15 protein-coding genes are annotated in these 21,506 nt (G+C 66.8%); 13 read left to right on the top strand and 2 right to left on the bottom strand.

Annotated elements, in window-relative coordinates:
• The first annotated feature begins 18 nt into the window (after nt 1-18).
• From bglB to ACXRVZ_RS05590, 6 genes are all read left to right on the top strand, one after another.
• Nucleotides 19-1,182, top strand: coding sequence for a beta-galactosidase BglB (gene bglB, locus ACXRVZ_RS05615; protein ID WP_457420996.1), 1,164 nt, complete (start codon nt 19-21; stop codon nt 1,180-1,182).
• A 625-nt stretch (nt 1,183-1,807) separates the two neighbouring features.
• Complete coding sequence (locus ACXRVZ_RS05610; RefSeq protein ID WP_457420994.1) at nt 1,808-3,472, top strand: MFS transporter; 1,665 nt, start codon at nt 1,808-1,810, stop codon at nt 3,470-3,472.
• A gap of 34 nt (nt 3,473-3,506) precedes the next feature.
• A complete protein-coding gene (locus ACXRVZ_RS05605) occupies nt 3,507-4,757 on the top strand; it encodes a rhamnogalacturonan acetylesterase (protein WP_457420992.1) in 1,251 nt (416 codons plus the stop codon).
• A 191-nt stretch (nt 4,758-4,948) separates the two neighbouring features.
• Nucleotides 4,949-6,193 carry a serine hydrolase domain-containing protein gene (locus ACXRVZ_RS05600; RefSeq protein WP_457420990.1) on the top strand — a complete coding sequence of 415 codons (1,245 nt, stop codon included), beginning with the start codon at nt 4,949-4,951 and terminating at the stop codon, nt 6,191-6,193.
• A gap of 210 nt (nt 6,194-6,403) precedes the next feature.
• Nucleotides 6,404-8,230 carry a rhamnogalacturonan lyase B N-terminal domain-containing protein gene (locus tag ACXRVZ_RS05595; protein WP_457420988.1) on the top strand — a complete coding sequence of 609 codons (1,827 nt, stop codon included), beginning with the start codon at nt 6,404-6,406 and terminating at the stop codon, nt 8,228-8,230.
• 14 nt (nt 8,231-8,244) lie between these two features.
• Entirely contained in the window at nt 8,245-8,910 is a 666-nt protein-coding gene (locus tag ACXRVZ_RS05590; protein WP_457420986.1) for a PEP-CTERM sorting domain-containing protein, read from the top strand.
• Nucleotides 8,911-9,489: 579 nt separating this feature from the next.
• On the opposite strand, the gene ACXRVZ_RS05585 is transcribed toward ACXRVZ_RS05590, so the two are convergent.
• Together ACXRVZ_RS05585 and ACXRVZ_RS05580 are read right to left on the bottom strand one after the other, a co-directional pair.
• Nucleotides 9,490-10,884: an FGGY-family carbohydrate kinase gene (locus tag ACXRVZ_RS05585; protein ID WP_457420984.1), complete on the bottom strand. Its 1,395-nt coding sequence runs from the start codon at nt 10,882-10,884 to the stop codon at nt 9,490-9,492.
• A complete protein-coding gene (locus ACXRVZ_RS05580; RefSeq protein ID WP_457420982.1) occupies nt 10,881-11,762 on the bottom strand; it encodes a DeoR/GlpR family DNA-binding transcription regulator in 882 nt (293 codons plus the stop codon). The genes ACXRVZ_RS05585 and ACXRVZ_RS05580 overlap by 4 nt, the downstream gene beginning before the upstream one ends.
• A gap of 463 nt (nt 11,763-12,225) precedes the next feature.
• Here ACXRVZ_RS05580 and ACXRVZ_RS05575 point away from each other — a divergent pair, with 463 nt between their 5' ends.
• The 7 genes from ACXRVZ_RS05575 to ACXRVZ_RS05545 are packed head-to-tail and all read left to right on the top strand — an operon-like array spanning nt 12,226 to nt 21,471.
• Nucleotides 12,226-14,334, top strand: a complete 2,109-nt coding sequence (locus ACXRVZ_RS05575) for a bifunctional rhamnulose-1-phosphate aldolase/short-chain dehydrogenase (protein ID WP_457420980.1) — start codon at nt 12,226-12,228, stop codon at nt 14,332-14,334.
• Nucleotides 14,335-14,367: 33 nt separating this feature from the next.
• Nucleotides 14,368-15,666 carry an L-rhamnose catabolism isomerase gene (gene rhaI, locus ACXRVZ_RS05570; protein WP_457420978.1) on the top strand — a complete coding sequence of 433 codons (1,299 nt, stop codon included), beginning with the start codon at nt 14,368-14,370 and terminating at the stop codon, nt 15,664-15,666.
• Entirely contained in the window at nt 15,666-17,048 is a 1,383-nt protein-coding gene (locus ACXRVZ_RS05565; RefSeq protein WP_457420976.1) for a glycoside hydrolase family 28 protein, read from the top strand. Before rhaI ends, ACXRVZ_RS05565 begins: the two co-directional genes overlap by 1 nt.
• A gap of 19 nt (nt 17,049-17,067) precedes the next feature.
• On the top strand, nt 17,068-17,391 hold the full coding sequence (locus ACXRVZ_RS05560; protein WP_457420974.1) for an L-rhamnose mutarotase: 324 nt from the start codon (nt 17,068-17,070) through the stop codon (nt 17,389-17,391).
• Entirely contained in the window at nt 17,388-18,110 is a 723-nt protein-coding gene (locus tag ACXRVZ_RS05555) for a DUF6250 domain-containing protein (RefSeq protein ID WP_457420972.1), read from the top strand. The genes ACXRVZ_RS05560 and ACXRVZ_RS05555 overlap by 4 nt, the downstream gene beginning before the upstream one ends.
• Nucleotides 18,107-19,642, top strand: coding sequence for an alpha-N-arabinofuranosidase (locus ACXRVZ_RS05550; RefSeq protein WP_457420970.1), 1,536 nt, complete (start codon nt 18,107-18,109; stop codon nt 19,640-19,642). The genes ACXRVZ_RS05555 and ACXRVZ_RS05550 overlap by 4 nt, the downstream gene beginning before the upstream one ends.
• Nucleotides 19,639-21,471: a glycoside hydrolase family 2 protein gene (locus tag ACXRVZ_RS05545; RefSeq protein WP_457420968.1), complete on the top strand. Its 1,833-nt coding sequence runs from the start codon at nt 19,639-19,641 to the stop codon at nt 21,469-21,471. Before ACXRVZ_RS05550 ends, ACXRVZ_RS05545 begins: the two co-directional genes overlap by 4 nt.
• Nucleotides 21,472-21,506: the final 35 nt, after the last annotated feature.

Here is a 21,506-nt window from a genome sequence, read left to right as displayed (position 1 = left end):
ATTCACCGAGACAAGACCATGTCCAACCAGATCCTCAAGCCCGTCGATTCGTCCAAGATCCACCCGCTGCTGGCCCACCACACGGCCCACCTCGGCGCGGACCGCGACGACATCCGCGGCGCTATCGACCGCCTGATCCACAACCTGATCAACATCGAGGACAAGGACGGCAAGTTCCTGCTGCGCCTCGACGACGGCCGCGTGCTGGACACCAAGGGCTGGAACGGCTTCGAGTGGACGCATGGCGTGGGCCTGTACGGCGTCTACAAGGTCTGGGAGCTGACGGGCGACCCCAAGGCCTGGGACATCATGACGAGCTGGTTCGAGGCGCGCTTTGCGGAAGGCATGCCCAGCCGCAACATCAACACGGTGGCGCCCTTCCTGACGCTGGCCTACCTGTTCGACCGCACCGGCGACCGCCGCTTCCTGCCCTACATCGACCGCTGGGCCGAGTGGGTCTACAACGAGCTGCCGCGCACCGAGGAAGGCGGCTTCCAGCACATCGTCTACAACAGCGTCAACAACCAGCAGATGTGGGACGACACGCTGATGATGTCGGTGCTGCCGCTGGCCAAGTTCGGCTTGCTGCTTGGGCGCCCACACTACGTTGAGGAAGCCAAGCGGCAGTTTTTGGTTCACATCAAATATCTGGCGGACCGCAAGACGGGGCTGTGGTTCCATGGCTGGACGTTTGAAGGCCGGCACAACTTTGCGAATGCGCTGTGGGCGCGGGGGAACTCATGGGTGACCATCGTCATTCCGGAGTTCATCGAGCTGTTGAACCTGCCTGAGGGTGATGCGTTTCGGCAGTTCCTGGTGTCGACGCTGGAGGCGCAGGTCAAGGCGCTGGCGCAGTTCCAGTCGCCGTCGGGGTTGTGGCCGACGCTGCTGGATGACCCCACCTCGTACGACGAGGCGGCGGCTTCGGCTGGCTTTGCCTACGGCATCCTGAAGGCGGTGCGTAAGGGCTACATCTCTCGCGACTATGAAGCCTTTGGCGTGAAGGCGGCGCTGGCCGTTCGGTCGAAGATCAACGATGCGGGGGAGTTGACGCAGGTGAGCTTCGGCACCCCGGTGTTCAACACGTTGCAGGAATACAAGGACATCCCGCTGACGTCGATGCCATTCGGGCAGGCGATGGCTTTGCTCGCAATGGGCGAATTGCTGGTTCGCTTCATTTAGGTTGATATGCGCTGCTTTGGGTTTGTGGCCAGGCCCAGCCGGGATTTCGTCCCGGCGGCCGACTCACTTTTTGCGCCGCCAAAAAGTAAGCAAAAAGCTCTCCCCTGCGAAACCGCCCCTGTCGGGGTCCCCTGCGATGCTCGAAACCCGGGGCCGCACCCMACTCACTTCGCTACGCTCCGTTCARACAAAGGGGTGCGAAGTCAGTTGTTGATGCGCGCTGCGCGCGCGCCCCGGRCTTCTGCGCTTCTCGGCGGTTTAGAMGGGGAGGCCCCAGAGCAGCCAAACAGCCAACAGCCAAGCCCGAAGTCCGGGCGATGGATGTATTTCTGCATGCCCCCTTTTAGCCCCGCCGAGCAGCGCAAGGCCTTGAGGGCGTGCGCGAAGCGCACTTCAAGAACTGACTCCGCGCGGTTGTCTGACCGTAGCGTAGCGAAGGGAGTTCCGCGCGGGCCCGCAAGGACTGAGCAGCGCAGGGAACCCCGAAGGGGCGGGGCGGTCAGGGGGAGCTTTTTGCTTACTTTTTGGCGGCCCAAAAAGTGAGTCGGCCGCCGGGACGAAATCCCGGCACGGCACTCGGCATCAAACAAAAGTACCAGAGACAAGCGCCTAGCGCGCAACCGACATGACATCCCCTCGCAACCTCCACCCCGCCGCCAAAGAACCCACCTGGATCAACTACTGGGGCTGGGGTTCGGGCGACATGCTCGGCGCCGGCGCGCAAGCCGTCATCACCGGCTGGTTGTTCTATTTCTTCACCACCTTCTGCGGCCTCAGCGCCGTCGAAGCCGGCCTGATCCTGGGACTACCCAGACTCTTAGAAGCCATCACCTGCCCGCTGATCGGCTACGTGTCCGACAACCTGCGCCACACCTGGGTGGGCCGCAAGATCGGCCGGCGCAAGCTGTTCCTGCTGATCACCATCCCGCTGCTGCCCAGCTTCGCGCTGATCTTCCGCACCGGCCACAGCTTCACCTACTACCTGCTCACCTTCATCTTCTTCGAGCTGCTGTACACGATGTTTCTCATCCCCTGGGAGACGCTGGCGGCCGAGATGACCAAGGACTACAAGGCCAAGGCCAAGTTCGCCGGCGCCCGCATGATCGTGGCGCAGAGCTCGGCCATCCTGGCCTCCTACCTGCCCACGCTGCTCATCAGCCGCTTCGGCGGCAAGGACTCGCCGGACACCTTCTTCTGGATGGCCGCCATCTTCGGCTGCATCTTCTCTGTCGTCGTCACCATCGTCGTGCTGACGACTTGGGAGCGGCCTTACGGCACGCGTGAGCAGGCCGTCCTGTCGCAGACCTTCGGCGGCTTCAACCTGAGAGCGGCGCTGGCGATTCCCGCCAAGATGTTCCGCGACCTCTTCTCCACGCTGAAGATCCGCGCCTTCCGCCAGCACCTGTCCATTTACCTGGGCGGCTACCTGTCGCAGGACATCTTCAACACCGCCTTCCCCATCTTCGTGGCGACGGTGCTGATGGGCGCGACGCTGGTGATCTCGCAGCTGATGACGGTCATGTACGTGGCCCAGCTGATCTCGGTCATGGTGGCCATCCAGATCGTCATCCGCACCGGGCCCGTGCTGGCCTACCGCATCGCCATCTCGATGTTCGGCGCGGCGCTGCTGCTCTACCTGGGCTTCTTCCTGACGCGGCCGGAAGGCTTCCAGGCCGGCTTCAACGCACTGGGCGCCAACCTGTTCACCGCGCTGGACCCGTCGCGCGACAGCTTCAGCCCTTCCCTGATCTTCTGGCTCTTCCTGCCCATCGTGCTGGCCGGCCTGGGCCGCGGCACGCTGAACTTCGTGCCCTGGTCGGTCTACAACTACCTGCCCGACATCGACGAGGCCGTCACCGGCCAGCGCCGCGAGGGCATCTTTGCCGGCGTGATGACGTTGGTGCGCAAGGTCGCCCAGAGCGTCGCCATCATCGCCACCGGCTGGATCATTGACCTGGGCGGCTACATCTCGCCCAAGACGCGGCCGGGCGAGGTCATCGTGCAGAGCCCCGAAGCCATCCAGACCATCACCGCGCTGATGGTGGGCGGGCCGCTGCTGATGATGCTGTTCGGCCTGGTGGCCTCGTGGTCCTTCCGCCTCAATGCCAGCACACATGCCGTGCTCGTCAACGAGGTCGAACGCCTGCGCAATGGCGCGACCGAGGCCGAGACACCCGAGAGCGGCCGCATCGTCGAAGACCTGACCGGCTGGCCCTATGACCGCCTGTGGGGCCGTGGCAGTGGCCACGCGGCCGACTCCTCGCTGCAACCGCTGCAAGCCCGCCCTTGAGCGCCGCGCCGGGCAACATCTGACGGACTGACACATGAGCTTTCTCCGCCCCCTGCTTCTCGCCGTGCCGCTGTGCCTGAGCGCTTGTGCTTCGCCGCCGCCCGCGGCCAATGCGCTCAGCTTTGACCTCGCCGCCACGCCCGAGCCCACCTACAGCCGCGAACGCGGCAGTGGCTTCGAGCCCGGCGCGCCGCGCAACGCGGCTGGCCAACCCAGCTTCTTCACGGTGGACGTGCCGGCCGAAGGCAACTACCGAGTCACCGCCACGTTGGGTGGCCCCACCGCGAGCGACACGACGATCAAGGCCGAGCTGCGCCGCCTGATGCTGGACGGCGTGCAAGTGCCCGCCGGGGCTACGCAGACGCGCAGCTTCATCGTCAACGTGCGCACGGCCCGCATCGCTGCGGTGCCTGGCGTCGAAGCCGGCGTCGTCAAGCTCAAGGAGCCGCGCGAGAGCAAGGACGAGATCTGGGCCTGGGACCAGCGCATCACGCTGGAGATCAACGGCAGCCAGCCGGCCTTGCGCAAGCTCGTCATCGAGCCGGTGCAGGTGCCCACCATCTTCCTGCTGGGCGACTCCACCGTGGCCGACCAGTCCCGCGAGCCCTACAGCAGCTGGGGCCAGATGTTCCCCGCCCTTTTCAAGCCGACCGTGGCCGTGGCCAACCATGCGCAGTCGGGGGAGACCTTCCGCGATTCGCTGGGGCGCCGCCGCATCGACAAGATCCTGTCGCAGCTGCAGCCCGGCGACACCGTGCTGCTGCAGTTCGGCCACAACGACCAGAAACAGCAGAAGGACGGCAGCGGCAACGCCGAGACCTACAAGGCCGAGCTGCGCACGCATGCCGAGCGCATCCTGGCGCGCGGCGGCGTGCCGGTGGTGCTGTCGTCGATGGAGCGGCGCAACTTCGACGAGCAGGGCCGCCTCAAGCCCAGCCTGCTGGAGTACGCCGAAGCCGCACGCGCCGTGGCCAGGGACATGAAGCTGGCCTTCATCGACCTCAACGCGATGAGCCAGCAGTTCTACGCGGCCCTGGGTGTCGAGCGCTCCAAGGCGGCGCACCCGCTGAACGCGGGCAAGATCGACAACACCCATCACAACAACTACGGCGCCGATCAGTTGGCGCGTTTGGTGGCACTGGGCCTGCGGGAAGCCCGCGTGCCCGTGGCCGCCCAGCTGCGCGATGATCTCGGCCCAATCGACCCGAGCAAGCCGCAGCCGCCCGAGCAGTACCGCGTGGCCGCCAGCCCGGGCTTCACGCAGCAACGACCGCTGGGAGATTAGGGGCCCTCGCCCAGTCTCTCCGCGCTGAACGCGGGCGAGCCTGGTCGGTCCCCCGAGGGGACGGCGATGCTTGCGGCATTGAGCCGCAAGCACATCGCCAGCCGGCCTACTTGGGGCGGCCCGGCGCTCGGCCGGCTGTTCAATGCAGGACGCGCGCGGACCACGGATTGAGTAACTGAGATCACTGCGACATGAAATCCACCGTTCTTGCTTTGGCGCTGGCCTGCGCCGCGCTGACTCACGCCCCACTCAGCTTCGCGGCGCCTCCCAAGGCCGAGACGATCACCGCGCAGGGCTTCTCGCCCGAGCGCCTCAAGCGCCTGGACGCGGCCATTGAGGAGCAGATTGGCAAGCAGCAGCTCGCCGGCGGCGTGATGGCCGTGCTGCGCGACGGCAAGCCGGTTGTCTTCAAGGCCTATGGCCAGCGCGACATAGAGAACGCCAAGGCGATGCGCACGGACACGATTTTCCGCATCGCCTCCATGAGCAAGGCGCTCACCACCGTGGCGGCCATGATCCTCTACGAGGAAGGCCGCTTTCTGCTGAAGGACCCGGTGGCGCGCTACCTGCCGGCCTTTGCCAACCAGCAGGTCGCCTTGGCCCAAGGCGGCACCGAGAAGGCACGCCGCCCACTCACCATCCACGACCTGCTGACGCACACCGCCGGCATGAGCTATGGCGGCGGCCCGGCCAAGGCAGCCTACGACGCGGCCGGCATGAAGGACTGGTATCTCGTCGGCAATGACGAGACGCTGGCGCAGTGGACCGACCGCTTCGCCGCGCTGCCGCTGCAAAGCCAGCCGGGTGAGCAGTTCATCTACGGCTATGCGACCGATGTGCTGGGCCGCCTCGTCGAGGTGGTGTCCGGCCAGCCGCTGGACCGCTTCATCAAGGAGCGCATCACCGACCCGCTGCGCATGGCGGACACCGGCTTCGCCGTGCCACCCGAAAAGGTCGAGCGCCTGGCCAATGTCTACGGCCTGGAGGGCGGCCAGCTCAAGCTGATGGAGACGTCGGCAAAGAGTGACTTCGTCAACGGTCCGCACAAGCTGATGTCCGGCGGCGCCGGCATGCTGAGCACGGCGGGCGACTACACGCGCTTCCTGCAGATGCTCTTGAACAAGGGCGAACTCGACGGCGTGCGCATCCTTTCGCCGCACACGGTGGCGCTGATGACGGCCGACCACCTTGGCCCCAAGTCCAGCGGCGACGCGGACGGCTTCGGCCTGGGCTTTTGGGTCAACGTCAGGCGCGGTGGCTTCAAGGAGCTCGGCAGCGAAGGCGCCTTCGGCTGGGGCAGTGCCTACTTCCCGCAGTACACGGTGGACCCGAAGGAGCGCCTCGTCATCCTCTTCATGACGCAGCTCAGGCCGGCAGGCAATTCGACGCTGCATCTGCGCGTGCGCGGGCTGACATATCAGGCGCTGATCAAGTGATCTGACGCTGCGAACCCGCGCGCTATGTCGCATTCGGTATCGCAAATGCATTGTCAGCGCTGTCTATACAAGGGCACAGAGGCCGCGAGTACGGCCTTGTTCAAACGCTCATCTGGTTGAGTACACGCGGAGGCAGGCGCTGCCTACATTCCGCTCCGGCTGCGGGCAAGCCCGCAAACCGTGAACTACGACACAAGACCAGGAGACTTCATGAACACGACAAGCTCGCGCCCGCATTGGGCGCGTTGGCTGGCCGCAGGCCTGCTCGCCGCAGCGGCCCCGGCCGCGATGGCCGCCTTCAGCATCACAACCGTCTGGGACAGTAACAGTTCCGCCAAGCCCAATTACGTCATCGACACCGACGCGGGCCTCGTGTTCAAGGTGCGGGGCTATGACAACGGCGTCAGCACGCAGTCGGCCGGCGACATCTCCAGCATGGTCTACAACGGCGTGGAGTACCAGGACCTGAGCCGCGGCACGCAGCTGAACTCTGGTGCCGACTTCCTCTACACCAACGTCAGCGCCGTCGGCGTGAAGGCCGAACTCGTCAATGCCGCAGGCGTCTCGACGCCCGCCGCGACGACCAACGGCGGCGTCGTCACCGGCACCGACTACATCAAGATCACGCTAACCAGCACCAGCACCAAGGGCGGCGTGCTGACGCACTACTACCTCGTCAAGAAGGGCGAGCCCAACATCCACATGGGCACGCACTTCACCGAGGAGCCCGACACGCTGGGCCTGGTGCGCTTCATCGCTCGCATCCCGGTCGCCAAGCTGCCCAACGGCGGCCCGGCCAATGCGGCCGGCGGCCTCGTCACCTACGGCGGCCAGAGCTTCTGGGCCGAGGACCTGCGTGGCACCGGCGCCGCCATCGAGGCCAGCGACGTGTTCGGCTTCCCGACCACCGACGCCCGCTACGGCCAGACGCGCTCCAAGCACTACGCCAACCGCCGGCTGAAGGACTGGGAGTTCGTCGGTGGCAGCGGCCCTGGCGTGGGCATCTGGTTCTGGCGCGACAACAACGAAGGCGGATCCGGCGGCCCGTTCTACCGCAGCCTGCTTCAACAGATCACCAGCACGACCAACGAGCTGACCTACATCGTCAACTACGGTGAGGCGCAGACGGAAGCTTTCCGCATGGGCGTGCTGAACACGTACACCATGATCTTCAACAACGGCACGCCGCCGACGGCCCGGCCCGACACCAGCTGGTACGGCCAAGTGAGCCTGATCGGCTACGTGCCGCCGGTGGGCCGTGGTTCGGTCACCGGCGCCGGCCTGACGGGCCGCATCGCCGGCCTGCCTTACACCGTCGGCTTCGCCAACGCACAGGCTCAATACTGGGCCGATGCCGACCCCGTGGACGGCCACTTCACGGCCACCGGCATGCTGCCGGGCGTCTACACCATGACCGTCTACAAGGGCGAACTCGCCGTGCAGACCGGCACCGTGACCGTCACCGCCAACGCCAGCTACGCGCTGAACCCCGTGGCCATCACGGCCGACCCGGAAACCACGCCGTCCATCTGGCGCATCGGCCACTGGGACGGCACGCCGCAGGAGTACATCAACGGCGACCGGCTGACCTTCATGCACCCGTCCGACGTGCGCATGGCCTCGTGGCTGGCCGGCCCCTACACGGTGGGCGCCTCCACACCCGCCAACTGGCCTGCCTACCAGTGGAAGGACGTTAACAACGGCCTGCAAATCCGCTTCACGCTCAAGCGCGGCCAGAACACCGCGCCGCTGCGCCTGCGTCTGGGCACCACGGCCGACAACGGCGGCGCCCGGCCGCAGGTCACGGTCAACAGCTGGACGTCGGCCATCCCCGCCGCGCCAGCCAAGGTGTCGCGCAACCTGACCGTGGGCACCTACCGCGGCGTCAACCGCACCTACACCTACGACATCCCCGCCGCGCAACTCGTCGTCGGCACCAACGTGCTGACCATCAACACCGTCAGCGGCACCGCCGGCACCAGCTTCCTGAGCCCGTCGCTGTCGTTCGACGCCATCGACCTGGTCGCCGTGCCCTGAGAACCACAAGCATCATGAAAACCAAACTGATCCCTCTCATCGCCGCCCTGCTCGCCGCCCCGGCCATCGCCGCTGTCGTGCAGACCACCGGCGCGGGCAGCGCCACGCCGGGTGCGACGCACCTGACCTACGCGGCCGACTTCGAGGCCAACACCAACCTCGACAGCCCCTGGGCCGAGGGCGGCCTGCTGTTCACGCACACCGGCTTTGCCAACGACAACGGCGGCTGCGGCTATGCCGGTGAGTTCTGCGTGGACGTGCCGGCCGGCCAGACCTACAGCGAGTCCTTCTCGGGCAACTACTTCGCGACGGCGGGCACAAACGCCTATCTGTCCATCAAGGGCAGCGGCGCCAGGCTCCAAGGCATCGAGTTCGCGGTGGACTCCGGCTATCTCAACATCTACGTGATGTGGCAGACGCTGCTGGACGGCGTGCTGACCGGCAGCGGCAAGGTGTCGCTCGGTGCTGCCGGCATCGGCGGCGTGCTGGGCCTGAGCGACGCAGTCGGCTTCAGCGAAGTGCGCGTTTACGCCTTTGACAGCGCCAGCGACAACAGCGGCTACAGCGTGCCCGCCATCGACAGCGTGAGGGCGTTCACGGTGTCGGAGCCGGGGTCGTTGATGTTGGCTTCGCTGGCCGGGCTCGGCGTTGCGGGTGTTCGCCGTCGACGCAAGGCTTGACACGGCGCTAGTTGTAATTGAGGCAAGGCCCATGCCGGGATTTCGCCCCGGCGGGCGACCTACTTTCTGGGCCGCCAGAAAGTAGGCAAAGAGCTCCCCCCGACCGCCCCGCCCTACGCTGCGCTTCGGGTGCCCTGCGGTACTCAAGCCTYGAGGCCCCGCCCGGAACTCGCGCCGCTACGCTCTGCTCAAACAACCGTGCGGAGTCAGYTCTTGAAGTGCGCTKCGCGCACGGCCTCRAGRCTTTCCGTTCCTCGGCGGGGCTAAAGGGGGCAYACGAAATACMTCCACCGCCCGGACTCCGGGTTTGGCTGTTGGCTGTTKCGGGGCCTCCCCKTCTAAACCGCCGAGAAGCGCAGAAGYCCRGGGCGCGCGCGCAGCGCGCWTCAASAACTGACTTCGCGACGCTTTGTTTGAACGGAGCGTAGCGAAGTGAGTTCGGCGCGGCCCTGGGCTTCGAGCATCGCAGGGGACCCGGCCATGCCGGGCGGTTTTGCAGGGGAGAGCTTTTTGCCTACTTTTTGGCGGCGCAAAAAGTAGGTCGGCCGCCGGGACGAAATCCCGGCTGGGCCTCACGCATCAAGCCGCTTCCGCCGCAGCCCGCCACGCGTCGCGGTAATCCCGCCACCCAACTGGCGCCCACGCCACAACCGGAACGGCCACCGACTCAGCCTCGCGCCCCCAGGCATCCAGCAACCACGCCCCGCAAGTCGTGCCACTGCTGTCATCCGACACCGTCACGTCCCGACGCTCCGCCAGCCCGGCCAGCAAGGGCCCGAACCACGGGTTCGCCGTGAAGGCGCCTTCGACGACGACACGCCCGCTCGCACCCAGGGCCGACAGGCAGTAGTCCGTCATCAGCACCACATACAAGGTCGCCAGCGCCGCGCGTTCCGCATCGGTCCCCGGCATAGCGCCATCGACCCGCCCGAGCTGGCCGGCAAACGGCCCGCCCGTCTCGGCAAAACAAGGCAGAGCCATCGTCTGCCGCGCGATCAAGCGCTCCACGTCCGCGGCATCAAACGCAGCCGGCTGCGTCCCGGCAATCGAGCCGAACTCCCGCCCGCCCATGAAACGCATGCAGGGCACCGCGTCGCCAAAGACATCGCAGTTGGCCAGCATGTCCTGCGCCTCGACCAGCGGCTTGGTCGCCGAGCCCAGCGCCGCCGCGATGACCCAGGTGCCGGTGGACAGCACCGTGCAGGGCCCGCTCTGTTGCAGCGTCAGCAAATGGCGCAGCAGCGAGGCATTGCTGTCGTGGATGCCGCAGACGATCTCGCAATCTGCGGCCAGGCCTGTGTCCGCTACCAGCTCCGGCCGCAGCGTGCCGAGCCGCGCCCAGGCATCGCGGCGCGGCGGGAAGAGGTGCTGCCAACCCTGGCTCTCGACCAGGGACGACCACGCGCCCTCGCCTGGCTGCCACAGGTCGGTGTGGCAGCCCAGTGAGGTGACCTCGCTGGCCGCCACGCCGCACAGGCGCCAGGCCCAGTACTGCGGGTACATCAGCACTTGCGTGGCACGCGCAAATTCCGCCGGGAAGCTCGCCTGGAGCCACTCGATCTGGCGGCCGAGATTGAGCCCGGCGGGCAGCCGGGGCGAGCCGCTTTCGTCGAACGCCGGCCGCAGCGCGTCATAACGAGCTACATCGGCGGCGTCGCCCGGCACATGTTCGTAGTCCAGCACCAGCAGCACCAGGCCGGCGTCGTCGATCAGCGCCGCCGTCGCGCCATGCGTCACGGGCACGATGGCGCGAATGTCGGCCAGCGCCGACATCTCGCCCAGCTGGCCCAGCATCCAGCTCCACAGCCGCTCCGTGTCATGGTGCGGGTAGGGCGCAATGCGGCGGACGGTGTTGGGCGTGCGCGCCTCGGCAAGCGTCTTCCCAGCCGCGTCGATCAGCGTGAGCTTGGCGTTGGTCTTGCCGATGTCGAGGACGACGGTGCCGGGCTGCCGGTCGCTGATGGCAAGGCTCAAGAGTTCAGCACCGTGCGGCGTCCGTAGGCCCCCGACTCCAGCACGGCGGCGTAGTCATGCGAACTCAGGGCCGAAGCTTCCACCACCCGGGGGTCCACAGCTTCGGGCTCGACGGTGATGACACGCACGCCGTAGTGCTCCAGCAGCTGCACGGCGCTGTCGGAGGCACCGGTGTCGGTGATGACGGTGGACACGCGGTTCAGGCCGCACAGCACCAGACCGGCCTTGCGCGCAAACTTGGAGCTGTCCACCAGCACAACCAGCTCCTCGGCCTGGCCGATGAGGCGCTTTTCAGCCTGGATCAGCAGCGGGTCGGCCTCCATCAGGCCCAGGATGCTCAGGCCGTAGACGCCCATGAACATCTTGGCGGCGTAGTGGTGCTGGGCGACGTCGTTCTCGAAGGGGCTGAGGATGACGTTCTGCTCGCGGTAGACCTTGCCGCCGGGCAGGATGATCTCGTTGTCGCTGGTGACAAGCAGGCGCTCGGCCATCAGGAAGGAGTTCGTGAGAATCTTCAGCTGTTTCTCGACGAGAAACTCCGCCATCATGAACGTGGTGGTGCCACCATTGATGATGATGGTTTCGCCGTTATTGCACATCGAGGTGGCATAACGGGCAATGGCACGTTTGGCGGCAGTATTCTGCTGCGCGTTGTTTTGAAAAGTCTCGCTCGACAGCGTGTATGATTTTTTACGCTGCTCCAGCCTTTGCGCACCGCCGCGGGTGCGCGTCAGCTGGTTTTTCGTGGCCAGCCAGGAAATATCCCGCCGCACCGTCGCGGCCGAAGCCGATAACCATTCCATCAATTGCTGGACGCTGGCGTGCTCGCGCTCGTCAAGGAGTTTGAGCAGACGCTTGTGACGCTTGTGATTGATCATGGGGAACACCTTTATCGGGCGACCTGCCTGAAGGGCGGCGACCGTTGTCTCGTCGTTATGTCGCCCAACCCTCTATGTGCAGTCCCGGGGCGGGCGTCGCTTGCGTTCGGCAGCCTGGCTTAAGGCCGGTCGCCTGATCACGGCCGATGTGCGTAGGCACCAGCCACCGGTGCCATCTCCACTCACGCTCACAACCGCTCAGAGCCTGGGTGAAACACCGTTTCAACTACAGATTACGTCAGCCGTCTGCCAAGGTCAATCAGCAAACGCTCACGGCCGTGAGCGTTTCGTGAGCGAAGACCCGGGGGTGCGCGCTTTCGCTCATCCTTTTGATTTCCTGCGCCGGCCCCGAGCATGGGCCGGCGTTTCGCTTCACACTGCGCTCCGCTTACCCGCTAACGACGGGTGCCGGGCCGCACGCCGCGGCCACGGTGATGAATACGGACTGATTACAGGCAAGCTGATGACTGCAAATTCCCAAACCCCTGCGCAAACTCCCATCGTCTCCAAGTGGGACGACGCCGTGGCGGCCAAATTGAGCGAACCCGAGCTGCTGCTCTATCGCTCCAATCTGCTGGGTTCCGACTTGCGCGTGACGAATTTCGGCGGCGGCAATACCTCGGCCAAGGTCAAGATGCGCGACCATCTGACCGGTGAAGACGTCGAGGTGCTGTGGGTCAAGGGTTCCGGCGGTGATCTGGGCAGCATCAAGCTGGATGGTTTCTCCACGCTCTACATGGACAAGCTGAATGCGCTGAAGAAGCGTTATCGCGGCCTGGAGCATGAAGACGAGATGGTGGATTACCTGCCGCACTGCACATTCAATCTGAATCCGCGTGCCGCAAGTATCGATACCCCCCTGCACGCCTATATTCCTAAGGCGCATGTCGACCACATGCACCCGGACGCGATCATCGCCATCGCCGCCTGCGCCGACAGCCGCCGCCTGACCGAAGTCATCTTCGGCGGCCAACTGGGCTGGCTGCCCTGGCAGCGCCCCGGCTACGACCTGGGCCTGAAGCTCGAAGCCCTGGCCACGTCGCAGCCCAACCTCAAGGGCATCATCCTGGAAGGCCACGGCCTGTTCACCTGGGGTGACACCGCCAAGAGCTGCTACGAGATCACGCTGGACATGATCCGCCTGGCCGAGCAGTGGCTGAACGAGAACATCAAGCAGCCCGTGTTCGGCGGCGTGAAGACCATCAACCTGGCCGCCGACCAGCGCGCCGCGATTGCCGCCAAGCTGATGCCCGCGCTGCGCGGCCGCATCAGCGCCGATGAGCGCAAGCTGGGCGACTTCAACGACAGCGACGTGGTGCTGGAGTTCGTCGGCAGCAACGACCTGGCCAAGCTGGCCGCACTGGGCACGTCCTGCCCCGACCACTTCCTGCGCACCAAGATCCGCCCGCTGGTGCTGGACTTCGACCCGGCCAACCCCGATGTCGACGCCGTGCTGGCCGGCTTGGACGCCGCGCTGGAAGCCTACCGCGCCGACTACCGCGCCTATCACGAGCGCTGCAAGCGCCCGACCAGCCCGGCCGTGCGTGATGCCAACCCCATCATCTACCTGATCCCTGGCGTGGGCATGCTGTCCTTTGCCAAGGACAAGGCGACCGCCCGCATCGCCGGCGAGTTCTACATCAACGCCATCAACGTGATGCGCGGCGCCAATGGCGTGGACACCTATGTCGGCCTGCCCGAGCAGGAAGCCTTCGACATCGAGTACTGGCTGCTTGAAGAAGCCAAGCTGCAGCGCATGCCCAAGCCCAAGAGCCTGGCCGGCCGCGTGGCCCTGGTCACCGGCGGCGCCGGTGGCATCGGCCAGGCCGTCGCCCGCCAGCTGCTGCAGGAAGGCGCCTGCGTCATGCTGACCGACATCGACGGCGAGGCGCTGGAAGAAGCCAGCAAGGCGCTGATCAAGGTCGGCGGCAAGGACGCCGTGGCCACCGTGCGCGGCGACATCACGTCCGAAGCCGAGGTGGAAAGCCTGATCGCAGCCACTGCCCTGCGTTTCGGCGGCCTGGACATCCTCGTGTCCAACGCCGGCATCGCCTCCGCCGCGCCGCTGGAAGACACCTCGCTGGAGATCTGGAACCGCAACCAGAACATCCTCGTCACCGGCTACTTCCTGGTCAGCCGCGCCGCCTTCCGCCTGCTCAAGGCACAGAAGATCGGCGGCAGCATGGTGTTCGTGGCCAGCAAGAACGGCCTGGTCGCCTCTGCCGGCGCCTCGGCCTACTGCACGGCCAAGGCGGCCGAGATCCACCTGGCCCGTTGCATCGCGCTGGAAGGCGCGCCCATCGGCGTGCGCGTCAACGTCGTCAACCCCGACGCCGTCATCCGCGGCTCGCGCATCTGGGACGGCAAGTGGAAGGAAGAGCGCGCCGCGTCGAACAAGATCGACAGCGACAACATCGAAGAGTTCTACCGTCAGCGCAGCATGCTCAAGCTCAGCGTGCTGCCCGAGGACATCGCCGAAGCGGTGTACTTCCTGGCCAGCGACAAGGCCGGCAAGAGCACCGGCAACATCCTCAACGTCGACGCTGGCAATGCCGCTGCGTTCACCCGCTAAGCGCACACTGGCACAGCAGTACAGGAGACATCCATGACGACGAACATCATCGACGCCGGCCAGGTCGAACAACACAACGCCAGCCAGCGCGCCACGCTGCAGGCCGACTACGACGCGCTGGGCGGCATGCTGTCCCGCCGCGGCGTGGACATCGAGGCGCTGACCGCCACCGCCCAGACCTTCGCCGTGGCCTTGCCCAGCTGGGGCGTGGGCACCGGCGGCACGCGCTTCGCGCGCTTCCCCGGCAAGGGCGAGCCGCGTGACGTGACCGAGAAGCTGGAAGATTGCGCCGTCATCAACCAGCTGACGCGCGTCACGCCTGCCGTGTCCCTGCACTTCCCGTGGGACAAGCCGAGCGACCCCAAGGCCCTGCGCCAGCAGGCCGACAGCCTGGGCTTGAGCTTTGACGCGGTGAACTCCAACACCTTCCAGGACCAGGCCGGCCAGGCCCACACCTACAAGTACGGCAGCCTGACCGCGCAAAGCCAGGCCGCCCGCGAGCAGGCCGTGGCGCACAACATCGACTGCATCGAGCTGGGCAAGACGCTGGGCTCCAAGGGCCTGACCGTGTGGGTGGGCGACGGCGCCAACTTCCCCGGCCAGAACAATCTGCGCGGCGCGCTGGAGCGCTACATCGACTCTGCCAAGGGCATCTACGCCGCGCTGCCGGACGACTGGCTGATGTACATCGAGCACAAGCTGTTCGAGCCGGCGTTCTACTGCACCGTCATCGCCGACTGGGGCACCAGCTTCGCCACCGCGCAGACGCTGGGCGAAAAGGCCAAGTGCCTGGTGGACCTGGGCCACCACGCGCCCAACACCAACATCGAGATGATCGTGGCGCGCCTGGCGCAGTTCGGCAAGCTCGGCGGCTTCCACTTCAACGACAGCAAGTACGGCGACGACGACCTGGACTCGGGCTCCATCGACCCCTTCCAGCTCTTCCTCGTCTTCAACGAGCTGGCCGATGCGGCGGACCGTGATGGCGCGGCCTTCAAGCCCTCCTACATGCTGGACCAGTCGCACAACGTGACCGACCCCATCGAGAGCCTGATGCAAAGCGCCATCGAAGTGCAGCGTGCCTTCGTGCAAGCCGCGCTGGTGGACCGCAAGGCGCTGGCCGGCTTCCAAGAAGCCAACGATGCGCTGCAATCGGCACAGGCTTTGAAGAAGGCCTTCCGCACCGACGTGAGCCCCATCCTGGCCATGGCCCGCCTGCGCAGCGGCGCCGCCATCGACCCGGTCGCGGCCTACCGTGCCAGTGGCTATCGCGAGAAGGCCGCCGTGAAGCGTCCTGCGAAGGCAGGCGCGTCGGGCAGCGGCATCGTCTGATGACGCGGGCTTGCGTGGAAGCGCAGGCCTTCGGCGCCCGCGGTGACGGGTGCACGCTCAACACCCGCGCCCTGCAGGCCGCCATCGACACGGCGGCCCTTCAGGGCGCGGAGTTGCGTGTGGGCTCCGGCGTCTACCTGACCGGCGCCCTCTTCCTGAAGAGCGGCATGACGCTGCGGCTGGACCGCGGTGCCACGCTGCTCGGTTCACGTGACCTGGCCGACTACCCACTGCTGCCCACGCGCGTGGCCGGCATCGAGATGCGCTGGCCGGCGGCCCTGGTCAACATCTACGGCGAGCATGACGTCAGCCTGGTCGGCGAAGGCTGCATCGACGGCGACGGCCAGGTCTTCTGGGATAGCTACTGGGCCCTGCGCGCCATTTACGAGCCGCGCGGCCTGCGCTGGGCGTCGGACTATGACGCGCAACGGCCGCGCCTCGTGCAAGTCTTCGAATCGGCGCGCGTGCACATCGGCGAAGGCCTGCTGCTGCGCCGCTCCGGCTTCTGGACGCTGCACCTCTGCTATTCGGAAGACGTGACGGTCGACACCGTGACGGTCCGCAACAACGACGAGGCGCGCGGCCCGTCCACCGACGGCATCGACATCGACTCCTCGCGCCGCGTGACCATCCGCAATGCCGACATCGCCGTCAACGACGATGCCCTCTGCCTGAAAGCCGGCCGCGACGCCGACGGCCTGCGCGTCGCGAGGCCGTGCGAAGACATCAGCATCAGCGACTGCATCGTCCGCGAGGGCGCTGCGGGCCTGACCTTCGGCAGCGAAACCTCGGGTGGCTTCCGTCGCATCGTGGCCCAGCGCATCGACGTCCACGCGCCGGTGCCGGTGGGCCTGCTGTTCAAGAGCGCGCCTACACGCGGCGGCTTCATCGAGGACGTGTCCATCAGCGACCTCACGCTGCACGACGTGCCGGTCGCCATGCGCGCGACGATGAACTGGAACCCCGCCTACAGCCAGGCGCAGATCCCCGACGCTGAAAGAGCCAATGCCCCGCCGCACTGGCTGGCCATGGCCCAGCCCGTGTCGAGCGAGCAGGGCCGCACGCGGGTCGAGGGCGTGCGCATCCAGCGTCTCACCGCGCGCGGTGCCGAGGTCGCCTTCGAGGTCGACGCCACGGCCGAGGTGCCGCTGCGCCGCTTCGATTTCCGCGCCGTCGACATCGAGGCGCGCCGCGGCGGCCATGTGCAGGACGCCCTGGCCTGGCACTTCGACGAGAGCTGCCGCCTGCAGCTCGGCTCGCCCATCGCTGTTGGCGAGAGCTGCCAGATCGACGGCTTGGCCCCGGCGCATTTGCGCGTGGACGCCGAGCTGCGCCGCCGCGACGTGTCGGCCCTGCCCATGGCCGAGCAAGACGTCCAATAAAGACAAGGAGACAAACGCAATGAGCGACGAGATTCGCGCCTTCAAGATGCAGCTCAAACCCGGCGTGGTGCCTGAGTACAAGAAGCGCCACGACGAGCTGTGGCCCGACCTGGCCGAGGCGCTGCGCGGTGCCGGCATCCACGACTACTCCATCTTCCTGGACGAGAGCACGCTGAGCCTGTTCGCCGTGCTGAAGCTCAAGCCCGGCTACCCCATTGACGATCTGCCGACGCTGCCCGTCATGCGCCGCTGGTGGGACTACATGGCCCCGCTGATGGAAGTCGAAGCCGACAACAAGCCGCGCCAATGGGACCTGCCTTCCGTCTTCCACTTTGCGGGTTGATCCTTGCACTGCCGCTGACCGCAGCGGCATGGTGCGAGCCACCCAAGAAGCTGGAGCAAGTCGCCACTGACGACTTCCGCGCCGGCCTCGCCCGCTGGCGGCTGGAGGCCGAGGACGAACGCGCCACCGTCACCGCCCAGGGCGGCGTGCTGGACATCGCCACGCCCGCCGGCCTGTCCCTGTGGTGGCGCCAGCCCTTGAGCGGCGACTACGCCATCCGCTTCACCGCACTCGCCCTGCCCGCACCCGCCAGCGCCGGGCCGCATGCCGGGCGCCTGTCGGACCTGAACATGTTCTGGAACGCGCTCGAAGCCGACGGCAGCGAGCCCTACCCACGCAGCGGCAAGTTCGCCGGCTACGACGGACTGCCGACCTATTACGCGGGCTTTGGCGCCAACGCCAACACGACGACACGGCTGCGGCTGTACGACGGCAGCCAGCGCCGCTTGCTAACTGGTTTTGCCGACGGTGCCATCGCCGAGGCGGGCGAGGCGCCGATGACGCCGCAAACCCGTCTGCATGCCGGCCAAGCGCTCAGCATCGAGATTGTTTCGCGTCAACCGACGGCTGCCGATCCCGTTCACCTTCGCTGGCGCGCCGGCAGCAACGAACTCTTTACGCGCGCCGATCCCAATCCACGCCTGCACGGCTACTTCGCACTGCGCACCACCGCCAGCCGCCTGCAGATCCGCGACTTCCAGATCCTCCAATGCCGATGAAACACCTGCTGCTCTCCATCAGCCTTGCGGCCTCCCTGGCCCACGCGACCGAGCCCGTGAAGATCGACATCCAGGCCGACAAGCCCGGCCCCGTCATCGCTAGGCAGATCTACGGCCAGTTCGCCGAGCATCTGGGCGCCGGCATCTACGAAGGCCTGTGGGTCGGCACGGACAGCAAGATCCCCAACGTGCGCGGCTGGCGCAGCGACGTCGTCAACGCGCTCAAGGCCATCAAGGTGCCCGTGCTGCGCTGGCCCGGCGGCTGCTTTGCCGACGAATACCACTGGCGCGACGGCATCGGCCCGCAGGCGCAGCGGCCACCGCGCGTCAACACCAGCTGGGGCGGCGTCATCGAGCCCAACGCGGTCGGCACGCACGAGTTCCTGGACCTGGCGGAGCAGCTCGGCAGCGAGGTCTACATCAACGCCAACCTCGGCTCCGGCACCGTGCAGGAGATGGCCCAGTGGCTGGAGTACCTGACCGCCGAGGGCGACACGGCCCTGGCCCGCGAGCGCCGCGCCAACGGCCGCGACAAGCCCTGGCGCATCCAGTACTGGGGCATAGGCAACGAGAGCTGGGGCTGCGGCGGCAACATGAGGCCCAGCTACTACGCGGACCAATACAAGCACTGGGCCACCTTCGCCAAGGCACCGCGCGGCAACCGGCCCAAGCTCGTCGCCAGCGGCGGCCAGGAGCTGGAGCTGCACTGGACCGAGACGCTCAGCGCCGAGATCAAGCAGATGAGCGCCATCACCCACCACCAGTACTCGCTGCCCACGCGCGACTGGAAGAAAAAGGGTGCCGCCATAGCCTTCCCCGAGGCCGAGTGGATCTCCACACTGGCCGTGCCGCAGACCATCGACGGCTACCTCGCCAAGCACCGCGAGATCCTGGACCGCAACGACCCGGCGAAGAAGTTCGCCATCTACTTCGACGAGTGGGGCAGCTGGTACGACCCCGAGCCCGGCACCGACCCCGGCTTCCTCGTGCAGCGCAACACCATGCGCGACGCAGTGCTGGCCGCCCTGCACTTCCATGTCTTCCACCGCCACGCCGAGCGCGTGAAGATGGCCAACATCGCGCAGATGGTCAACGTATTGCAGGCCGTGGTCATCACCGACAAAGAGCGCATGGTGCTGACACCCACGTACCACGCGTTCGCGATGCATCTGCCCTTCATGGATGCGACCTCGCTGCCGGTGCAACTGAGCGGTGTGCCGACCTACGCTTTAGGCAAGTACAGCATCCCGGCCGTCAGCGCGAGCGCGGCCAAGGGCGCGGACGGCAAGCTGCTGCTGAGCCTCACCAACACCAATCCCAACCAGGACCTGCCGCTGCAACTCGCCGTGGGCGGCAAGGGCGTGCGCGCCGTGACCGGCCAGTTGCTGACCGCCGCGACCATGGACGCCGAGAACCGTTTCGAGACGCCCGACCGCGTCAAACCCCAGCCGTTCAGGGCGCAAGCCAAGGACGGCACGCTGGCGCTGACGCTGCCGGCCAAATCCGTGTTGGTGATTGAGGTGCAACCATGATCCGTCGTCTCTTCTGCCTGCTGGCCTTCATCGCCGCGCCGGCCCTCGCCGCCGACGCGCTGCGCCCGCCGCTGCTGCTGACGGGCGCCCGCGCCAACGTGCAGGACCTGTCCGGCCGCTGGACCTATTCCAAGGACCTGTACCGCACCGGCTTCACCGACATCAACGGCTGGGTCGCCAAGTCGCGCATGCAGCGCCACCGCGACGTGGACGTGGCCGCCGAGGAGGGCAAGCCCGGCCCCGCCTTCTTCGAGTTCGACCTGGACCGCGGCCCGGCCATGGATATCCCCGGCGCCTGGAACTCGGCGACGCCCGAGCTGCGCTACTTCGACGGGCTGATCTGGTTCCAGCGCCGCTTTGATGCGCCGGTGAAGACCGGCCAGCGCACATTCCTGCGCTTCGAGGCCGTCAACTACCGCGCCTATGTCTACCTGAACGGCAAGGAAGTCGGCCGGCACGAGGGCGGCTTCACGCCCTTCGTCGTCGAGGTGACCGAGGCGCTGCGCGCGCAAGGCAATCGCCTCGTCGTCGGCGTGGACTCCAAGCACGACGCCAACAGCGTGCCCGGCGAGATCACCGACTGGGACCTCTACGGTGGCATCACGCGGCCGGTCAAGCTCATCCAGACACCGGCCACCTTCATCGACGACGCGACGCTGCGCCTGAACGACGCCGGCCGGTTGGTGGGCAGCCTGCAGCTCAACGGCCCGCAGGCCGCCAACCGCACGGTGAACCTGCGCATCGCCGGCCTGAACCTCGCGCTGCCCGCCCGGACCGACGCCAACGGCGAAGCCCGCTTCGACGTCGCCGCACCGGCCAGCCTCAAGCGCTGGTCGCCCGACGCGCCGACGCTGTACGACGTGGACTTCGACGCCGGTGACGACAAGGTCCGCGACCGCATCGGCTTCCGCACGATCGCCGTGCGCGGCAGCGAGATCCTGCTCAACGGCCAGCCCATCTTCCTGAAGGGCATCTGCATCCACGAGGAAGAGATCGCCGCCAACCCCGCGCGCCGCATCGACGAGGCCGCCGCGCGCCGGCTGCTCGGCGAGGTGAAGAACGGCTTGCACGGCAACTACGTGCGCCTGTCTCACTACCCGCACAACGAGACCATGCTGCGCGTGGCCGACGAGATCGGCCTGCTGGTGTGGAGCGAGATCCCCGTCTACTGGACGGTGAACTGGGACAACCCCGCCACGCTGGACCTCGCCCGCCGCATGCAGGCCGAGACCATCTACCGCGACCGCAACCGCGCCGCCGTCGTGCTGTGGAGCATCGGCAACGAGACGCCCGTGGCCGACAACCGCACGCGCTTCCACACCGCGCTGGCCGAGACCGTGCGCGCGCTGGACCCGAGCCGCCTCATCAGCGCCGCGCTGCTGGTGGAGCGCAAGGGCGACGTCATCCACATCGCCGACCCGCTGCTGAACCAGCTCGACGTCATCGCCGTGAACACCTACGCCGGCTGGTACGGCGACGACACGCTGGAGGCGGTGGGCAAGCTGCGCTGGGACGTGCCGGCGGACAAGCCGCTGCTGTTCTCCGAGTTCGGCGCCGACGCACAGGCGGGCTTCCAGGACGCCAAGCTGCGCCGCAAGTTCAGCGAGGACTTCCAGGTCGACTACTACCGCGCCACGCTCGCCATGGCTGCCAAGGTGCCGACGCTGCGCGGCCTGTCGCCCTGGGTGCTGAAGGACTTCCGCTCGCCGCGCCGCGAGCACCCGGTCTTCCAGAAGGGCTGGAACCGCAAGGGCCTGATCTCCGAGACCGGCCAGCGCAAGGCGGCCTTCGAGTTCCTGGCCGACTACTACCGCAGCCTGCCGCGCTGACTGCCCGCAACCGCTGTTCAACCGACAAGGTTTCC

The organism is Roseateles sp. P5_E8, from assembly GCF_054177665.1.
This window is presented reverse-complemented; position numbering and strand designations above follow the sequence as displayed.

What these genes read in the sequence shown, in the direction of transcription:
- ACXRVZ_RS05545 (WP_457420968.1), top strand. Translation starts at nt 19,639, where the DNA reads ATGATCCGTCGTCTCTTCTGCCTGCTGGCCTTCATCGCCGCGCCGGCC.
- ACXRVZ_RS05605 (WP_457420992.1), top strand. Translation starts at nt 3,507, where the DNA reads ATGAGCTTTCTCCGCCCCCTGCTTCTCGCCGTGCCGCTGTGCCTGAGC.
- ACXRVZ_RS05550 (WP_457420970.1), top strand. Translation starts at nt 18,107, where the DNA reads ATGAAACACCTGCTGCTCTCCATCAGCCTTGCGGCCTCCCTGGCCCAC.
- ACXRVZ_RS05595 (WP_457420988.1), top strand. Translation starts at nt 6,404, where the DNA reads ATGAACACGACAAGCTCGCGCCCGCATTGGGCGCGTTGGCTGGCCGCA.
- bglB (WP_457420996.1), top strand. Translation starts at nt 19, where the DNA reads ATGTCCAACCAGATCCTCAAGCCCGTCGATTCGTCCAAGATCCACCCG.
- ACXRVZ_RS05560 (WP_457420974.1), top strand. Translation starts at nt 17,068, where the DNA reads ATGAGCGACGAGATTCGCGCCTTCAAGATGCAGCTCAAACCCGGCGTG.
- ACXRVZ_RS05610 (WP_457420994.1), top strand. Translation starts at nt 1,808, where the DNA reads ATGACATCCCCTCGCAACCTCCACCCCGCCGCCAAAGAACCCACCTGG.
- ACXRVZ_RS05590 (WP_457420986.1), top strand. Translation starts at nt 8,245, where the DNA reads ATGAAAACCAAACTGATCCCTCTCATCGCCGCCCTGCTCGCCGCCCCG.
- ACXRVZ_RS05575 (WP_457420980.1), top strand. Translation starts at nt 12,226, where the DNA reads ATGACTGCAAATTCCCAAACCCCTGCGCAAACTCCCATCGTCTCCAAG.
- rhaI (WP_457420978.1), top strand. Translation starts at nt 14,368, where the DNA reads ATGACGACGAACATCATCGACGCCGGCCAGGTCGAACAACACAACGCC.
- ACXRVZ_RS05565 (WP_457420976.1), top strand. Translation starts at nt 15,666, where the DNA reads ATGACGCGGGCTTGCGTGGAAGCGCAGGCCTTCGGCGCCCGCGGTGAC.
- ACXRVZ_RS05600 (WP_457420990.1), top strand. Translation starts at nt 4,949, where the DNA reads ATGAAATCCACCGTTCTTGCTTTGGCGCTGGCCTGCGCCGCGCTGACT.
- ACXRVZ_RS05580 (WP_457420982.1), bottom strand. Translation starts at nt 11,762, where the DNA reads ATGATCAATCACAAGCGTCACAAGCGTCTGCTCAAACTCCTTGACGAG.